The sequence below is a fragment of the Kitasatospora sp. NPDC059088 genome (assembly GCF_042738155.1).
Lineage (GTDB): Bacteria > Actinomycetota > Actinomycetes > Streptomycetales > Streptomycetaceae > Kitasatospora.
The window spans coordinates 156368-171679 of the sequence record NZ_JBHYGR010000001.1 but is presented as its reverse complement, the minus strand read 5'-3'; the positions used below and the strand labels follow the sequence as shown (position 1 = coordinate 171679).

Here is a 15312-nt window from a genome sequence, read left to right as displayed (position 1 = left end):
GCTCCGGGGACGGCGCGCCGCCGGCCGCGTTCCGGGGGCCCGGTTCAGTACCGCGGGACGCGTCCGCCGCCCGGGTACACCGGGCCGGGGAAGACCGTGCAGCCCTCGACCGGGAGCTCCTCGATCTCCTCGTTCGCGGCGGCCGGCACACCGAGCCAGTGGACGGCGGTGGCGACCGCCGCCCGGGCCTGGCGCAGCCCGGGCTCGCCCCAGCCCAGCAGCTCGACCGCGAGCCCCGGCGCGACCAGCAGCCGCCGGTAGTGCCGGCCCGAGGCCGGATCGGCCGCGCTCGGACCGACCGCCCGCAGCGCCGCCGCCATCCGGACCCGGGCGCACTCGTGCCCGCCGTTCGCCGAGCCGACCCGGTCGTACAGGTAGCCGAGGTAGTACGGCCGGCCGATCACGGCCTGGGCCTCCTCCCCCGCCTCCCGCGCCAGGGCGGCGGCCGGGTCGCCGTCGTCCTCCGGCTCCAGCGAGCCGCCGGGCAGCGAGCAGATCCCGTCCCGGGGGTTGACCAGGGTCAGCACCCGGCCGTCCGGGGCGAACAGCCAGCCCCAGGACTGCTTCATCGGCAGCCCTTCCGGCACCTGCTCACCCGGCCGCCACGGCCAACCCGCCGTGGGACGCCGGCGCACCTTCCCGAGCAGCTCGGCGATCTCCGCCGTGAACTCGATCCGGCCCATGCCGCGCGTCCCCCCTCTCGGTGTCGGGCTCGCCGGACCCTACGGAGCACGGTACGGAGCGGAGCGACCGGAGTGGCGGCGTGGGGGACCGCGCACTCCTGCTGTTGATCTTCTCCGATCTTCCCCGAACAGGCGGTCGATGAACAGTCCCCAGCGCCGCATGGTGGATGCGGAGGCCGCGAACGCCCTGATCACCCCAGCAGCCCACCCCCGCCCCCGGCCTCCGGGAGGCCCGGCAGCGGGAACCCCGGCTGCGGGACCGCACCGGGCGGGAAGGGCAGCCCGCGCGCCGCGTCGTCGGCCAGCTCGTCGAACACCTCGTGGGCGGTCATCGGCCGCAGCCGCCCACCGGCCAGCGCCCAGCCCCGCACCCGCGGACCGCTCCTCGCCCCGTCCGCGAGCCCGCCCGGCGGAGCGCTCGCCGACCGCCCCGAAGGGTGGTCCGAGGGTCGGTCCGCCTCCCAGTCCGGGGCCCGGTCCGCCGCGTGGCCCGCCGACCGGTACGGCGACGCGGCCGGATCGCCGTGCAGCAGCAACGCCCCCGCACCGCCCGAGGCCACGCCGGCCGCGAGCGTGACGCAGAACGCCTCCACGTCCCGCCCGGCGGGTAGCAGCCGCCCCGCCTCGACGCAGACGTCCACCGCCGAGGTGAGCTGCTCACCGTCCTCCGGGCCGTGGCAGCGCAGCGTCAGCAGGTGGCAGCCCTCCCCCGCGCCCTCGGCCAGCGCCAGGTACACGGACGTCACGTACCGCATCACGGCCGCCATCCGCCGCTGCCCGGCCAGGTCGTCGCCCAGCACGTCGAGCAGCGCCGCACAGCCGACGGACATCCGCACCCGCGCCCGGTGGTCGTCCAGCAGCACCGGGAGGAGGTCGGCCATCGGCTCCCCCGCGTAGACGAAGGGCTCCCCGGCGAGCTCCGGATCCCCCGCGTACGCGACCCGGGCGGCCGACGCCCGGGGGTCGAGGCCGAGCGCGGCGCAGTAGTCCTCGAAGTCACCCGCCTCCAGGACGCGCAGGTGCACTTCCAGCCCCTGCTGGTACAGGCCCCTGAGCTGCTCCTCCGCCCGCACCAGGTACTCCCGGTATCCGAGCGCGCCGAACAGCCCGTACTCGGCCAGCACGGCGAAGTCCTCCGCCTCGACGGCCAGCGCCACCGCCACCGGCTGGGGCGGCGCCCCGCGGGCCCGGCCGTCGCGCCGCCCCCGCGCCCCGGCTCCCCCGGCCCCGACGGCCCGCGCACCCGGCGGTCGCCCCGCGCCCGGCGGCGCGGCCCCACCGGGCCCACCCGCCGACGGCCGCCCGAACCCGGGGCCGGCCCCACTCCCGGGCCCGCTCCCGGGCCCGCTCCCGGGCCCGGATGCGTTCCCGGGCCCGGACCCCGGCCTCCGCCCGCCGGACAGCAGCGCCCCCGGCGCCCGCAGCAGCCGCTTCCGCACCACCACGACGCCCAACACCTCGTACACCGACTCCCGCACGGTCATGGTCTCCTCCTGTCCCGTCGGCCTCCGACCCCCGGATCCGCCGACGCCACGGAACATACACAGAGCCACTGACAATCCACCCCGAGTAATCGAACACCTGCGCCCGAGGCTCCCCAGAGGAGCAACATTTGCCCCCAAGGCCGTCCACCGCAGCCCACCAAGGGGCAAACATGAGCCCCTCTTCGACCCCCCGCCCACCGTCCACCCGCCACTCGCCCACCGCCCGCCCTCGGCTCGCCCAGCGGGCAACCCCCCGTGGCCACTGAGCAGGCCGGGATTGTCAGCGCAGCGACTGAGGTCGAGCCCGGTGGAAGGCGAGACCAGTCGTGTCACTGCGGCCGAACTGGTGGTTCCCCCGCTGTACGTCCAGGACATCTTCAACCTGGCCCCTGGCGACCAGCTTGTCCGGCGGGAGTACATCGCAGGCCGGGGGAAGACCCGAACCATGCTGGCAGTCGCCTGGTCCCGGCTCACTTCGCCGCCGTGGTCCCCGACCTGCTGTCGACCGCGCCCGGCAAGAACGCGGGGCTCACGGCAAAGGTGCTCGAGGCCTCCGGTCGGACGATCACGCATGCCCGGGACCAGCAAATGAGAGAACCGCCCCGGCCAAGTAGGCCGGGGCGGTTTGCTTTGCTTCGAGCGTTCTGAGGAGCGCGAGGAACGGGTTCCCGGAGGCAACCGGCTCAGGCCGGGGATCGGGCACTGGAGCCGGGGGCGTGGTCTTGGCGGGGCGGTAGGAGTCCATGCGGACGACCATGGCCGGGCGCCGACATGCGGCAGCAGTTCGGAGGAGTCCCCACCTGGCGCCTCCTCGGCGCGCTAGTTCCCCTCATCTCCGCATGCCTTCAAAACCTCCGACCGCGCCCGGCTCGCCTGACCATCCCCAGCGTCTTGGGCATACCAATTTCTCAATAGGCTGTCTTCATATGTCTCAAGCCGGGATTTTATGTCATAGTCAAGCTCTGGGAGATCTAGAGCATCTTTCGCCTGATTGATGATCTGCTGTCGATTTTGATATGTAGTATAGCCATTCGGCTCATACTTGACGAGCGCGCTCTTCATCCACCCGCAGGCCGTGTTGTTCACTAATTTCGGAAGGCCCCAGGATATTGCGCCAACCATAACTACGGCACCCATTGCTACGACTACTGCATCGCGGGCCTTCTTTGCCGTGAGACCGCCCGATCGTTCGGTTGCACTGCTCGCGCCATCTTGGCCTTCGGAGTTGCTGTGCCGCTGTTCCAGTGGCCCGCGTGTGTTGACAGCGGGCACCGGCGTGGCAGGTGATGGCCTGTTGAGCAGTAATTTCTCAACCTGCTGTTGCCGCTCAAGCTCTATGGCTGCTCTCAAGTAGGCTTGGTTATCCTTCTTCGGCAGCAAGACCCTGTGCTCAGTCTGCGGCCCACCGGGGTTCTCCGAGCGAGAAGGTCCGGCAAGGAAGACCAATGCTGTTGAAATGCCGAGCCGCTGTTCGGGCTTCTTCTCAAGCAGCAGCCGGACGACTGTTCTAAGCGGGTCACGGGCCTTCACGAGCGGTGGAGGCTCATCCATCAGCACTGCGGACATGGATGCCATTGACGTCTCCCTCCTGAACGGGGAGATTCCTTCAATGGCTTGGAAGAGCGTGGCTCCGAGGGAGAAGAGGTCGCTGACCGGCATGTCGGCCCGTCCCCGGATTCGCTCGGGCGCCATGTACTCCGGGGAGCCAATGACTGTCCCCGACGCAGTCAGCACCGTGTCGTTCTCGTGCCGGGCGATCCCGAAGTCGGTGAGAAGGATTCTTCCGTCGGAGGCCATCATGACGTTGGCCGGTTTGACGTCGCGGTGGAAGATACCGGCGCGGTGAGCGGCGTCAAGGGCTTCCAGGAGTGCCCTGGCAACCTTGAGCGCCGTGTCACGGGGCAACGGGCCACGCCGCCTGACGTATTCGTCCAACGAGCAGCCGTTGACCAGTTGCATCACGATCCACGGGCGGCCGGCATCCACGACGACTTCGTGAACGGTCACGATGTTGGGGTGATCGCGGAGCTTGGCGGCACTTCGGGCCTCACGCGCGGCGCGCTTGAGGCGCTCGTTGTACTCCTCCTCGAACTGCGCGGGTGGGAGCCAGATCTCCTTGATCGCTATGTCTACGTCAAGGTGCTCGTCGTGAGCCTTCCAAACCCGTCCGAAGCCACCCGACCCCAGGCTGGAGACCAGCCGGTACTTCCCCCCGACGAGCTGGCCAGGGCTTGCCTCGTGAGCCATCGTGTCCCCCGGGCTCTCGCACCAACGAGCAGTCGGGTTCGAGCGTACGCAGTGTGTACATGACGGGACCAGACATCGGCGGAACTCGATCGAGATCGAAATGCAGTCGCCCATGCGGCCCTGCGCATGGGGATCGTGGCAGGGATCACCGTCCTCTTCCAGCCGGACCAGGCCCAGGCGGAGAGCCCGGCGGGCGAAGAGCGGGCCGTGCTCCTGGTGCACGCCCTCGGGGTACGGTGATGAGCCGTGGACGGCTCACTACCTCCGGCACTTCTTCGCCTCCGGTGCCATCGCGGGTGGGGTGTCCCCCCTGGAGGTCTCCCGTTGGCTCGGGCACTCCACGATCCGGATCACCGCCGACATCTACGGCCGCCTCTCCCCTGATGCGCGAGAGAGACTGAGGACCGTGATGGACGAGGCTCTGTCGGTGGGTCCTGTGATACTCGGTACTGACCAGGCACTGGCCGCGTGACCCGTGCTGACTCGGTGCTGACCCGGAGGACATCAAAGTGGCAAACGTGCAGGTAGGAGCGCTGTAGTGAGACTGCTGCATACCTCCGACTGGCATCTCGGGCGCTCGTTCCACCGGGAGAGCCTGCACGACGCCCAGCGCGCCTTCCTGGACCACCTCGTGGAGGTGGTCCGGTCCGAGGGCGTGGACGCCGTGCTGGTCGCCGGGGACGTGTACGACCGGGCGCTGCCCAGCCTGGACGCGGTCGCGCTGTTCGACGACGTGCTGCACCGGCTGGCGGAGCTCGGGGTCCCGACGGTCTTCATCAGCGGCAACCACGACTCGGCCCGCCGCCTCGGCGTCGGCGCCGGCCTGATCGGGCGCGCCGGGATCCACCTGCGGACGGACCCGGGCGCGTGCGCCGAGCCCGTCCTGCTGGCGGACGAGCACGGCCCGGTGGCGGTGTACGGGCTGCCCTACCTGGAGCCGACGCTGGTCCGCGAGCGCTTCGGCCTGGCCAAGGGCGGGCACGCGGCGGTGCTCGGCGCGGCGATGGAGCAGGTCCGCGCCGACCTGTCGGCCCGCCCGGAGGGGACGCGGGCGGTGGTGCTCGCGCACGCCTTCGTCACCGGCGGAGCACCGAGCGACAGCGAGCGGGACATCGCCGTCGGCGGGGTCGCCGCCGTCCCCGCCTCGGTGTTCGACGGGGTGCACTACGCCGCGCTCGGCCACCTCCACGGCTGCCAGACCCTCGCCCCCCACCTGCGGTACAGCGGCTCCCCGCTCGCCTACTCCTTCTCCGAGGCGCGCCAGCGCAAGACCATGTGGCTGGTCGACCTCGCCGCCGACGGCGCGGTGACGGCCGAGCGGGTCGACTGCCCCCGACCGCGCGCCCTCGCCGCCCTGCGCGGCACCCTCGCCGAGCTGCTCACCGACGAGAGGTACACCGAGGACGAGCAGTCCTGGGTGCAGGCCACGCTCACCGACGCCGCCCGCCCGGGCGAGCCGATGGAGCAGCTGCGCCGCCGCTTCCCGCACACCCTCCAGCTGCTGTTCGACCCCGAGGACGGCGGCACCGAGCCGGCCCGGTCGTACGCCTCCCGGGTCAGCGGCCGGGAGGACCTGGAGATCGCCGAGGGCTTCCTGCGGCACGTCCGCCCCGGGGCCGAGCCGGAGCCGGACGAGCTCGGCTGGCTGCGCGAGGGCTTCGAGCACGTCCGCACGGACGCCGACCGGAAGGCGGACCTGCCCCGATGAGGCTGCACCGGCTCACCGTCACCGCCTTCGGCCCGTTCGCGGGCAGCGAGACGGTGGACTTCGACGCGCTCGCCGCCGGCGGGCTGTTCCTGCTGCGCGGGGCGACGGGCGCGGGCAAGAGCAGCGTGCTGGACGCGGTCTGCTTCGCGCTGTACGGCGAGACGCCCAACGCTCGCCGGGCCAACCGGCTGCGCAGTGACCACGCCGACCCCGGACAGCTGACCCAGGTCGAGCTGGAGCTGACGCTGGGCGGGCGCCGGCTGCGGATCACCCGGCTGCCCGAGCAGCGCCGGCCGAAGAAGGTCGGCACCGGCACCACCGTCGAGCGGCCGCAGACCCTGCTGCGCGCGTGGGCCGCCGACGCGGGCGACGGCGCCCCCGGCTGGCAGCCGGTCAGCAAGTCGCACCAGGAGGCCGGGGAGGAGATCCACCGGCTGATCGGCATGAGCCGGGAACAGTTCTGCCAGGTGGTGCTGCTGCCGCAGGGCGACTTCGCCCGCTTCCTCAAGGGGGACTCCGAGGAGCGCGGCAAGCTGCTGCGCCGCCTCTTCGACACCGAGCGCTACGGGCACGTCGAGGCCTGGCTCGCCGACCGGCGCCGCACCCAGGAGACGGCCGTCCAGGCCGGACGCCGACGCCTGCGGGACCTCGCCAGCAAGGCCGAGCAGGCCGCCGGCCCCGGGGCCGAACCCGCCGGGGCGTGGGTGCCGGCCGAGGACGGCGACGCCGACCTCGCCCCCGGGCTGCTCGGCTGGGCCGCGATCCTGCGCGGCGGCGCGGCCGAGCAGCTCACCGTCGCCGAGGCCGCCCTCGCGGGCGCCGAGGCCGCGCACCGGGCCGCCCAGCACGGGCGCGAAGGCGCCGAGGAGCTCGCCGCCCGCCAGCGCCGGCACCGGGAGGCACTGGCCGAGGCCGACCGGCTGGCCGCCTTCGAACCGGCCGCGGCGCGGGACCGGCAGCGGCTCGCGGCCGCCCAGGAGGCGGTCGGCGTGGAATCCGCGCTGCGCCTGCGGGAGAGCGCGGCCGAGGCGCTCGGCCGGGCCCGGGAGACGGAGCAGCGGCGCCGGGAGGCGCTGGCCCGTACCGGGATCGCGGAGCACGTCCCGGCCGGGGCCGGGGCCGGTGCCGCCGAGCTGGCCGACGCGGAACTGCGGCTGCGCGCCGAGGTGGTCCGGCTGGAGACGGCCCGGGCGGAGGAGCGGCGTTGCGCCGAACTCGGCCGCGAGCAGCTCGCCCTGGCCGCGGAGCGGCGCGGCGCCGAGGAGCGGGCCGAGGAGGCCGAGGACTGGCTGGCCGAGTTCGACGGCGAGCTGGGTCGCCTGGAGGAGCAGCAGGAACGGGCCCGGACGGCGGGCGTCCGGGTCGAGCAACTGGACGGCCGGCGCGCCGAGTCGACCACCCGCCTGGCCGCGGCCCGGGAGCGGGACGGCCTGCGGGTGGAGATCGCGGCGGCCGAGCCGAGGGTCGCCGAGCTGCGCACGGCCGCGCTGGACGCCCGTGAGTTCGGCCTGGACCTGCGGGACCGCCGACTGGCCGGCATGGCCGCCGAGTTGGCCGAGCAGCTCCGCTCGGGCGAGGCCTGCCGGGTCTGCGGCTCGGCCGAGCACCCGGCGCCCGCCGAGGCCGCCGACGGCGGCCGGGTGAGCGCCGAGGACGAGGAGCGGGCCGGTCGGGCGCAGGCCGCCGCCGAGCGGGCCTGGGGCGAGGCCGACCAGGCGCTGACCGCGCTGCGGGTGCGCGAGGCGACGGCCGCCGGTGCGGCCGGCCCCGAGGCAGCGGACGTGCTCGCGCGCTCGCTCGCCGAGCTGGAGCGGGAGCACCGCGCCGCGCTGCACGAGGCGGAGGCGCTCGGCCGGGTCGGCCGGGAGATCGCCCGGCTGTCGCAGGACCGCACCCGTCGGCTGGACGAGCTGAACGAGGCAAAGGAGCGCGCCGCCGTCCTCACCGACCGGCTGCAGGCCCTGGCGGACGACCAGCGGGCGCTGAGCGCCAGGGTGTCGGCCGCGCGCGGCGCGGCCGCCTCGGTCGCCGACCGGGCCGCGACGCTGGGCCGGCTCGCCGAGGCGGTCGCCGCGGTGGCCGGGGCCGCGCGGGCGGCGTCGGAGGCGCGGGAGCGGCTCGACGCGGCCGAGGAGGAACTCGGCAAGGCCGCCGCCGCGGCGGGCTTCCCGGATGCCGGGGCCGCGCTCGCCGTCCTACTGCCCCGGGAGGAGCGGGAGCGGCTGGAGGCCCGGCTGGAGCGGCACCGCGCGGAGTCCGCCGCCGTCCGGCACGAGTTGGCGCTGCCCGAACTGGCCGAGGCCGCCGCCCGTCCGCCGGTCGACCTGCCCGCCGCCGCGGCCGCGCTGAGCGCCGCCACCGACCGCCTCGGCCGGGCCCACGCCGCCCGGTCGGCCGCCCGGGAGCGCTGCGCGGCACTCGCCGAGATCGGGGACCGGCTGGGCGAGCTGGCCGCCGAGCTGGCCCCGACCCTGGAGCGGTACGGGCGGATCAACCGGCTGGCCGCGCTGGCCGCCGGCACCTCCACCGAGAACCGGCTGCGGATGCGGCTGGAGTCGTACGTGCTCGCGGCCCGGCTGGAGCAGGTCGCGGCGGCGGCCAGCGACCGGCTGGTCCGGATGTCCGGCGGCCGTTACACCCTGGTCCACAGTGACGACCGCGGCACCGGCAACAAGCGCTCCGGACTGGCCCTGCGGGTCGTCGACGCCTGGACGGGCACCGAGCGGGACACCGCCACCCTCTCCGGCGGCGAGAGCTTCTTCGCCTCGCTCTCCCTCGCCCTCGGCCTGGCCGACGTGGTCACCGACGAGGCCGGCGGGATGCCACTGGACACGCTCTTCATCGACGAGGGCTTCGGCACCTTGGACGAACAGTCCCTGGAGGAGGTGATGGACGTCCTCGACGGCCTGCGCGAGCGGGACCGCGCCGTCGGCATCGTCAGCCACGTCGCCGACCTGCGCAGCCGCATCCCGGCCCAGCTCCTGGTCCGCAAGGGCCGCCACGGCTCCACCCTCGCCCTGGCCGGCCGGGAGGACGCCTGACGCCCACCCCGCCCTACACGCCCAAAACGCCCGCCCCGCCCGACACGCCCAGCCCGCTCAGCCCGAACAGGCGATCCGCTGGGCCTGCTGCCAGGCACAGGTCGGGCACAGGGTGCTGCCCGGCTGGTCGGCTGGCAGCACCGTCGGCTCACCGCACAGCACGCAGTCGGCCCGCGGTCCCTCCGCCCCCGGGTCCTCCCGCAGCGCCGCCTCCGTCGCCCCCACCGGCACCGGCCCACAGACCGCCGCGTCCCCGCCCACCACGGCGCCGTCCGTCCTGCTCTCACTCATGCCGCCTTCCTACTCCCCGCGCCCACCCCGCCGCAAGGCGGGCCTGCGGCCCGGGGCTAGCGTGGCCGGCATGGTTGGCACAAGCGGCACAGTCGGCACGGTCGGCACGGTTCGTGGGTCCGGGGGTCTGCGGCGGCAGTTGCGGGAGGCCCGGGCGGGCGGGCCGACGTACGCGGAGGTGGGGGCGACCCGGGGTGGGCCGTTGCCGGAGGGGTACGCGCACCTGCGCCGACGGGTGCACCTGGGGCGGGGGCCGGAGGTGCTGGAGCGGGCCGGGCGGTACGTGCTCGGGTGGGGCAGCCAGCTGGGGACCGGGTTCGCGGTGTACCCGGGCGGGCCGGTCCGGGACGGGGCCACCGTGCTGCTGCGGCTGAGCCTGCCGGGCAGCCGGTGGCCGAGGCTGGTGATCCCCTGCCGGGTGGTGTGGACGGTGGCCGGGCCGGACCGGATCGGGTTCGCGTACGGGACGCTGCCGGGGCATCCGGAGTGCGGGGAGGAGTCGTTCCTGGTGTCGATGGACGCCGACGGCGAGGTGTGGTTCGAGGTGGCCGCGTTCTCCCGGCTGTCCGCCTGGTACGCCCGGCTGGGCCGGCCGGTCGCTCTGCTCTGCCAGTACCTGGCGATCGAGCGCTACCTCGCGGCCGTGGCCGGCCACGTCGCGAGGCTCGACCCGTAGCTCAGCGGGTCGTCCGGCCCGTGGTCCCACCCGTAGCTCAGCGCGTAGTCCGGCCCGCAGCCCGGCTCGCAGACCGGCCCGTCACTCAGCCGAGGAAGGACAGCCGCACGGTGCGGCGCGGGTTGTCGCCGTTGGTGTCGATCAGCACCACGGACTGCCAGACGCCGAGGGCCAGTTGGCCGCCGAGCACCGGAAGGGTGGCGTGCGGGGCGACCAGGCCGGGCACCACGTGGTCCCGTCCGTGGCCGGGGCTGCCGTGCCGGTGGCGCCAGCGGTCGTCCGCGGGGAGCAGCGCGCGCAGGGTGGCGAGGAAGTCGTCGTCGCTGCCCGAGCCGGTCTCCAGGACGGCGATCCCGGCGGTGGCGTGCGGGACGAAGACGTTGAGCAGCCCGTCCCGCCCGGCGGCCCGCTCGTCGAGGAACGCGGCGCAGCGGTCGGTGATGTCCAGCGCGACCTCGCGGTTGCCGGTGGTGATCTCCAGGGTGGTGGTCTGGAAGGACCCGGTCGCCCCGGCTGACGTGGAGTGGTTGTTGTCCGCCATGGCGCCATCCTGGCCCAGGTCGACCGGTCGGGCGTACTGCCTCGCCGACTGCCCACGCGGGGGCGGCGGCCTCGCGTAGGGTGAAAGGTTCAGACCAATTTGGCGGTCCCGTCTCCGGATACGCCGACGACCCGACGGGCCGGTGGTCCGTCGGGTCGTTCGTGAGCCGGTCCCGGGCCGAGGCCGCGGGCCTGCTCCAGGGTCTCAGCCGCGCCCGCCGAAGAGGCTGCGGCGCAGCCGGCGCAGCGGCGCCAGCAGCGAGACCCGGGTGTGGCGACGGCGGGCCGCCGCCGGGGTGTCGGCGCCGCGCGGCGTCAGCTCCCTTATCAACCCGAGCGCCTCGGCGGTGTCCACCGCCGGGAGCGCGGGCGCGCCGAGCACGGCCAGGTGTCGCTCGATCCGGCGGCCGGTCGCGCCGACACCGCACTGGACCGCCGGCACACGGGGCCGAGTCCGCACTTGCATGTGTTCCATCAGTTTTCCCACCCCTACGAGGCGCCAGGGCCGTGAGGCGAAGACTATCCGTGAGGGACGGCCTTCGCGCAACCGTCCTCGGTGTTGTGCCACCGTACCGTGCGGCGTCAACTGACGATGCACCAGGGGCAGCTCGGGCGGTCACGACTAGGCATCAATGATGGTGCACGACCCGCCATTCGTCACCAGGGCCAGGAGGCGCGGCCCCGGCGTCCGTCCGCGCGGTGCACGCCGCGCGCAGGCGGGTGCGGGCGGGCCCGAGCCGGCGTACGACAGGCACTCCCGCGGCGCCGACTGCGACCTCGACTGCGGCGTCGACGAATCGCCCCCATATAGGGGACAGTCGCGAGGTCGACAAAACGATCACCAGCGGGTGGTCGACCGCACGCAAGCCGATTCATGAAGTGAACACATACGAGGGATTGACTCGCGTCGATCCTCCAAGCAGTATCTGAGGCACGCACCGGTGCCCGCACCGCACGCAGGTGCGTGTTCGAGTCGTGAAGCGACTCGATCGAACTCCGGCTCCTGCGGGCCACTGCCCGGTCACCTCGACGCTGCGGTGACCAGGCCCGTACGGTGCCCGGACCGGCGGCCGGCCGTAGAGGGTCGGCCCGGCCGCCACCAGACTGCCGGTGCCACCCCGTTCCGGGGCCAGGCACCGGCGGTCCCGGACCGGTGATCACCCCCGCTCCGACCCCCGGCGCACCCGGTGGCCGCCCCCGTCCCGTCCCGGGCGGACGTCCCCGCAGGTCGCACCGCGTGGATCGGTAGACTCGGCCAGCGTGTCCCTCCTCCTCAGCATCGTGCTCCCGGTCCACGGCGTGGAGCGGTACCTGCCGCGCTGCCTCGACTCGATCCTCGGCGAGACCCCCGCCGCCGAGACCCGCTTCGAGGTCATCGCGGTCGACGACCTCTCCCCCGACGGCTCCGGCGCGATCCTGGACGCCTACGCCGCCCGCGACCCCCGGCTGCGCGTGATGCACCTCACCGAGAACCAGGGCCTCGGCGGCGCCCGGGCCGCCGCCCTGCCGCAGGTGCGCGGCGAGTACGTCTGGTTCGTGGACAGCGACGACTGGCTGCCCGAGCGGACGGTCGGCGTGATCCTGGACGAGCTGACGCAGGAGCGCCGCCGCGAGGCGCCCGCCGACGTCCTGCTCACCGACTTCACCCACGTCTACCCGGACGGCGGGAGCGAGCCCAACCCCTGGCGGCACGTGCTGGTCGGCTCCCCGCTGGTCGAGGGCTGCACGGTGGCCGAGCACCCGGCGCTGTTCCAGACCGTGATGTCGGTGTGGAACAAGGTGTTCCGCCGCGCGTTCCTGGAGGGCCTCGGGGTCTCCTTCGGCCGCGGCTACTACGAGGACATCTCGGTCACCTACCCCGCGCTGCTGGCCGCCGGGCGGCTGCGCTACCTCGACCGCCCCTGCTACAACTACCGGCGCGGCCGGGACGGCGCGATCACCGCCACCGCCTCCCCCAAGCACGCCGACGTGTTCGCCCAGTACGACGCCATCTTCGCCTTCCTGGACCGGTGCGAGCGCCCGGACGGCCCCGGACGGCCCGTCCCGCCGGCGCTGCGCACCCTGGTCTTCGACCGGACCGTCCGGCAGGCGCTGAACGTCTACGACACCCCCGGACTGGTCCCGGTCGACCGGCGCCGGGACTACTTCCACCGGGTCGCCGCGCACTTCGAGCGCCACCGCCCGGCCGACTACCGCTTCCCCGGCGGGGTGCGCGGCGTGCAGTACCGGCTGGCCTCGCGCGGCGCCCGGATCGCGTACGCCGAGCTGCGCCGCACCGGCCGGCTGCCGCGCGAACTCAAGCGCGGGGCACGGGCGGTGGCCCCCGCGGTGAAGAAGGGCGTGCGCAGCGGCGCCCGGTTCACGGCGTACAACGCGTTCCGCCGCCTGCCGCTGGACGAGCACCTGGCGGTCTACGCCGCGTACTGGCACCGGGGTTACGCGTGCAGCCCGGCGGCGATCTACGAGAAGGCGAAGGAACTCGCCCCGCAGATCCGCGGCGTGTGGGTGGTGGAGAACCGCCGGCAGGCCGACGCGATGCCGCCCGGCGTCCCGTACGTGATCGTCAACACCCCGGCGTACCTCAAGGCGATGGCGACCGCGAAGTACTTCGTGAACAACGTCAACTTCCCGCGCACGATGGCGAAGCGGCCGGGCACGGTGCACGTCCAGACCCAGCACGGCACCCCGCTCAAGGCGATGGGGATGGACCTGCGGGGCCGCCCCGAGGCCGCCGCCGAGGGGATGGACTTCGACCGGCTCCAGGAGGCCGTCGACCGCTGGGACTTCCTGGTCTCCTCCAACCCGCACACCAGCGAGCACTTCGCCCGGGCCTTCCCGGGCCGCTACGAGATGCTGGACACCGGCTACCCGCGCAACGACCGGCTGGCCAACTCCACCCCGGGGGAGGTCCTGGCCATGCGCGAGCGGCTGGGGCTGCGGCCCGGCACCACGTCGGTGCTGTACGCGCCGACCCACCGCGGCGGCAAGGGCGGCTACGTGCCGCTGCTGGACGTGGCGGAGCTGGCGCGGGCGCTGGGCCCGCGGTTCACGCTGCTGGTGCGCACCCACTACTTCCACGCCGACGGCCCGGGCGACCTGACGGCCGGTGAGGACGCGGCGGAGATCGTGGACGTGTCGGCGCACCCGGTGGTCGAGGACCTCTACCTGGCGGCGGACGCGCTGGTGACGGACTACTCGTCGATGATGTTCGACTACGCGGTGCTGGACCGACCGGTCGTCATATTCGCTCCGGACTGGGAGGAGTACCAGCGCGAACGCGGCGTGTACTTCGACCTGTTCGCGCAGCCGCCGGGCGCGGTCACGGTCGACGCGGCGGGGCTGGCGCGGGCGCTGCGCGCGGGCGACCCGGAGCCGGGGGCGCGCAAGCGGTTCCGGGAGAGGTTCTGCGTCTGGGACGACGGCGGGGCGGCGGAGCGGGTGGTGCGCCGGGTGTTCCCGGTGGCTCCGACGGACAGGCCGTAGGGCGGGCGGCAGGACGGACGGGAGGACGAACGACGGGGCCTGCGGACGGGGCCGGTGCCGCCGGTACGGCGACCGGCCCCGTCCGTGCGGGCTCAGCGCTGGCGGGCGGCCAGGAACTCCTCGAAGTCCAGGTAGCCCTGGTGACGGGTGTCCATCGCGTGGATCAGCGCCTCGGCCATCGAGATGGTGACGCTGTGGTCGCCCATCTCGTTGGCGGCCAGCGCGTACTCGGCCGGGGTGATCTTGCCGTCGCCGTTCTTGTCGAAACGGTCGAACATCTCCTTGATGGCCGCGACGCTCTCCATCGTTCCTCCTGGGTACTGCAAATTCTTGCTCGGTTCGGACGGCCGTACCCTACCCGGCCGTGGTGTTCGCCACGGTCGGCGGGAGTGGACGGGCTCCCGGGTGGGTGTCGTAGTCTGCGGGTCTGATTGCTGGCCCGGACTCCTCCGGGGCGGTCGTTCGTCCAGGGAGGGAACCCGTGCTCGACCTCGCCACCAGGCTGGTGCTGAAACCCGTTTCACGCGGGATCTGGCGTCCGGCCATCGAGGGCATCGAGAACGTGCCGCGCAAGGGCGGGGTGATCCTGGCCAGCAACCACCTGTCGTTCATCGACAGCGTGGTGATCCCGCTCACCGCCCCGCGCCGGGTCCACTTCCTCGCCAAGGCCGAGTACTTCACCGGCACCGGGCTCAAGGGCCGGCTCTCCAAGGGCTTCTTCGAGTCGATCGGCGCGGTTCCGGTCGAGCGCGGCACCTACCGCTCCGCCCAGGCCTCGCTGGAGTCGGCGCTGGAGATCCTGGAGGACGGCAAGGCCTTCGGCATCTACCCGGAGGGCACCCGGTCGCTGGACGGCCGGCTCTACCGGGGCAAGACGGGGGTCGCCTGGCTCGCGCTGACCGCGGGCGTCCCGGTCGTCCCGGTGGCCCTGGAGGGCCCGGAGCAGATCCTTCCGGTGGGCAAGCGGCTGCCGCGGATCAAGAAGGTGACCGTCCGCTTCGGCGAACCGCTGCACTTCGACGAGTTGCACGGGCAGGCCCGTTCGCTGAAGGCCCGTCGCCAGGTGACCGACGAGGTGATGGCGGCGATCCAGCGGCTCTCCGGCCAGGAGGTCGCGGACGGGTACAACGAGGTGCCGAAGGCGGCCTGAGCGCCGCGT

The 15312-nt window shown here is 73.8% G+C and carries 12 protein-coding genes; 5 read left to right on the top strand and 7 right to left on the bottom strand.

Annotation, left to right across the window (positions count from 1 at the left end; genetic code table 11):
* Window positions 1–44 precede the first annotated feature (44 nt).
* The 3 genes from ACFWXO_RS00765 to ACFWXO_RS00755 all read right to left on the bottom strand — a co-directional run bounded on the left by ACFWXO_RS00765 (window position 45) and on the right by ACFWXO_RS00755 (window position 4414).
* Window positions 45–683 carry a hypothetical protein gene (locus ACFWXO_RS00765; RefSeq protein WP_375891388.1) on the bottom strand — a complete coding sequence of 213 codons (639 nt, stop codon included), beginning with the start codon at window positions 681–683 and terminating at the stop codon, window positions 45–47.
* 191 nt (window positions 684–874) lie between these two features.
* The gene (locus tag ACFWXO_RS00760) at window positions 875–1840 is read right to left on the bottom strand and encodes a hypothetical protein (protein ID WP_380521073.1); all 966 of its coding nucleotides are present in this window, start codon (window positions 1838–1840) and stop codon (window positions 875–877) included.
* Between the two features lie 1146 nt (window positions 1841–2986).
* Entirely contained in the window at window positions 2987–4414 is a 1428-nt protein-coding gene (locus ACFWXO_RS00755) for a serine/threonine-protein kinase (RefSeq protein ID WP_380521070.1), read from the bottom strand.
* Between the two features lie 538 nt (window positions 4415–4952).
* Here ACFWXO_RS00755 and ACFWXO_RS00750 point away from each other — a divergent pair.
* Window positions 4953–6122 (top strand): exonuclease SbcCD subunit D, encoded by a 1170-nt coding sequence (locus tag ACFWXO_RS00750; protein ID WP_380521068.1) that lies wholly within the window; start codon window positions 4953–4955, stop codon window positions 6120–6122.
* Window positions 6119–9163, top strand: a complete 3045-nt coding sequence (locus ACFWXO_RS00745; RefSeq protein ID WP_380521066.1) for an AAA family ATPase — start codon at window positions 6119–6121, stop codon at window positions 9161–9163. The genes ACFWXO_RS00750 and ACFWXO_RS00745 overlap by 4 nt, the downstream gene beginning before the upstream one ends.
* Before the next feature lie 57 nt (window positions 9164–9220).
* On the opposite strand, the gene ACFWXO_RS00740 is transcribed toward ACFWXO_RS00745, so the two are convergent.
* Window positions 9221–9454, bottom strand: coding sequence for a hypothetical protein (locus ACFWXO_RS00740; RefSeq protein ID WP_380521065.1), 234 nt, complete (start codon window positions 9452–9454; stop codon window positions 9221–9223).
* 70 nt (window positions 9455–9524) lie between these two features.
* Here ACFWXO_RS00740 and ACFWXO_RS00735 point away from each other — a divergent pair, with 70 nt between their 5' ends.
* Window positions 9525–10130 (top strand): DUF1990 family protein, encoded by a 606-nt coding sequence (locus tag ACFWXO_RS00735; protein WP_380521063.1) that lies wholly within the window; start codon window positions 9525–9527, stop codon window positions 10128–10130.
* Between the two features lie 85 nt (window positions 10131–10215).
* Here ACFWXO_RS00735 and ACFWXO_RS00730 read toward each other — a convergent pair whose 3' ends face one another.
* Together ACFWXO_RS00730 and ACFWXO_RS00725 are read right to left on the bottom strand one after the other, a co-directional pair.
* Window positions 10216–10671 (bottom strand): YjbQ family protein, encoded by a 456-nt coding sequence (locus ACFWXO_RS00730; protein ID WP_380521061.1) that lies wholly within the window; start codon window positions 10669–10671, stop codon window positions 10216–10218.
* Window positions 10672–10875: 204 nt separating this feature from the next.
* Window positions 10876–11145: a hypothetical protein gene (locus tag ACFWXO_RS00725; RefSeq protein WP_375891376.1), complete on the bottom strand. Its 270-nt coding sequence runs from the start codon at window positions 11143–11145 to the stop codon at window positions 10876–10878.
* A 785-nt stretch (window positions 11146–11930) separates the two neighbouring features.
* Here ACFWXO_RS00725 and ACFWXO_RS00720 point away from each other — a divergent pair.
* Window positions 11931–14153 (top strand): CDP-glycerol glycerophosphotransferase family protein, encoded by a 2223-nt coding sequence (locus ACFWXO_RS00720; protein WP_380521059.1) that lies wholly within the window; start codon window positions 11931–11933, stop codon window positions 14151–14153.
* A gap of 92 nt (window positions 14154–14245) precedes the next feature.
* Here ACFWXO_RS00720 and ACFWXO_RS00715 read toward each other — a convergent pair whose 3' ends face one another.
* Complete coding sequence (locus ACFWXO_RS00715) at window positions 14246–14458, bottom strand: EF-hand domain-containing protein (RefSeq protein ID WP_375891373.1); 213 nt, start codon at window positions 14456–14458, stop codon at window positions 14246–14248.
* A 176-nt stretch (window positions 14459–14634) separates the two neighbouring features.
* Between ACFWXO_RS00715 and ACFWXO_RS00710 the strand changes: the two genes are divergently transcribed.
* On the top strand, window positions 14635–15303 hold the full coding sequence (locus tag ACFWXO_RS00710) for a lysophospholipid acyltransferase family protein (RefSeq protein WP_375891371.1): 669 nt from the start codon (window positions 14635–14637) through the stop codon (window positions 15301–15303).
* Window positions 15304–15312: the final 9 nt, after the last annotated feature.

Excerpts from the sequence above, each read along its gene's own strand:
- ACFWXO_RS00765 (WP_375891388.1), bottom strand. The coding sequence starts at position 683 with ATGGGCCGGATCGAGTTCACGGCGGAGATCGCCGAGCTGCTCGGGAAG.
- ACFWXO_RS00755 (WP_380521070.1), bottom strand. The coding sequence starts at position 4,414 with ATGGCTCACGAGGCAAGCCCTGGCCAGCTCGTCGGGGGGAAGTACCGG.
- ACFWXO_RS00745 (WP_380521066.1), top strand. The coding sequence starts at position 6,119 with ATGAGGCTGCACCGGCTCACCGTCACCGCCTTCGGCCCGTTCGCGGGC.
- ACFWXO_RS00740 (WP_380521065.1), bottom strand. The coding sequence starts at position 9,454 with ATGAGTGAGAGCAGGACGGACGGCGCCGTGGTGGGCGGGGACGCGGCG.
- ACFWXO_RS00735 (WP_380521063.1), top strand. The coding sequence starts at position 9,525 with ATGGTTGGCACAAGCGGCACAGTCGGCACGGTCGGCACGGTTCGTGGG.
- ACFWXO_RS00730 (WP_380521061.1), bottom strand. The coding sequence starts at position 10,671 with ATGGCGGACAACAACCACTCCACGTCAGCCGGGGCGACCGGGTCCTTC.
- ACFWXO_RS00725 (WP_375891376.1), bottom strand. The coding sequence starts at position 11,145 with ATGGAACACATGCAAGTGCGGACTCGGCCCCGTGTGCCGGCGGTCCAG.
- ACFWXO_RS00715 (WP_375891373.1), bottom strand. The coding sequence starts at position 14,458 with ATGGAGAGCGTCGCGGCCATCAAGGAGATGTTCGACCGTTTCGACAAG.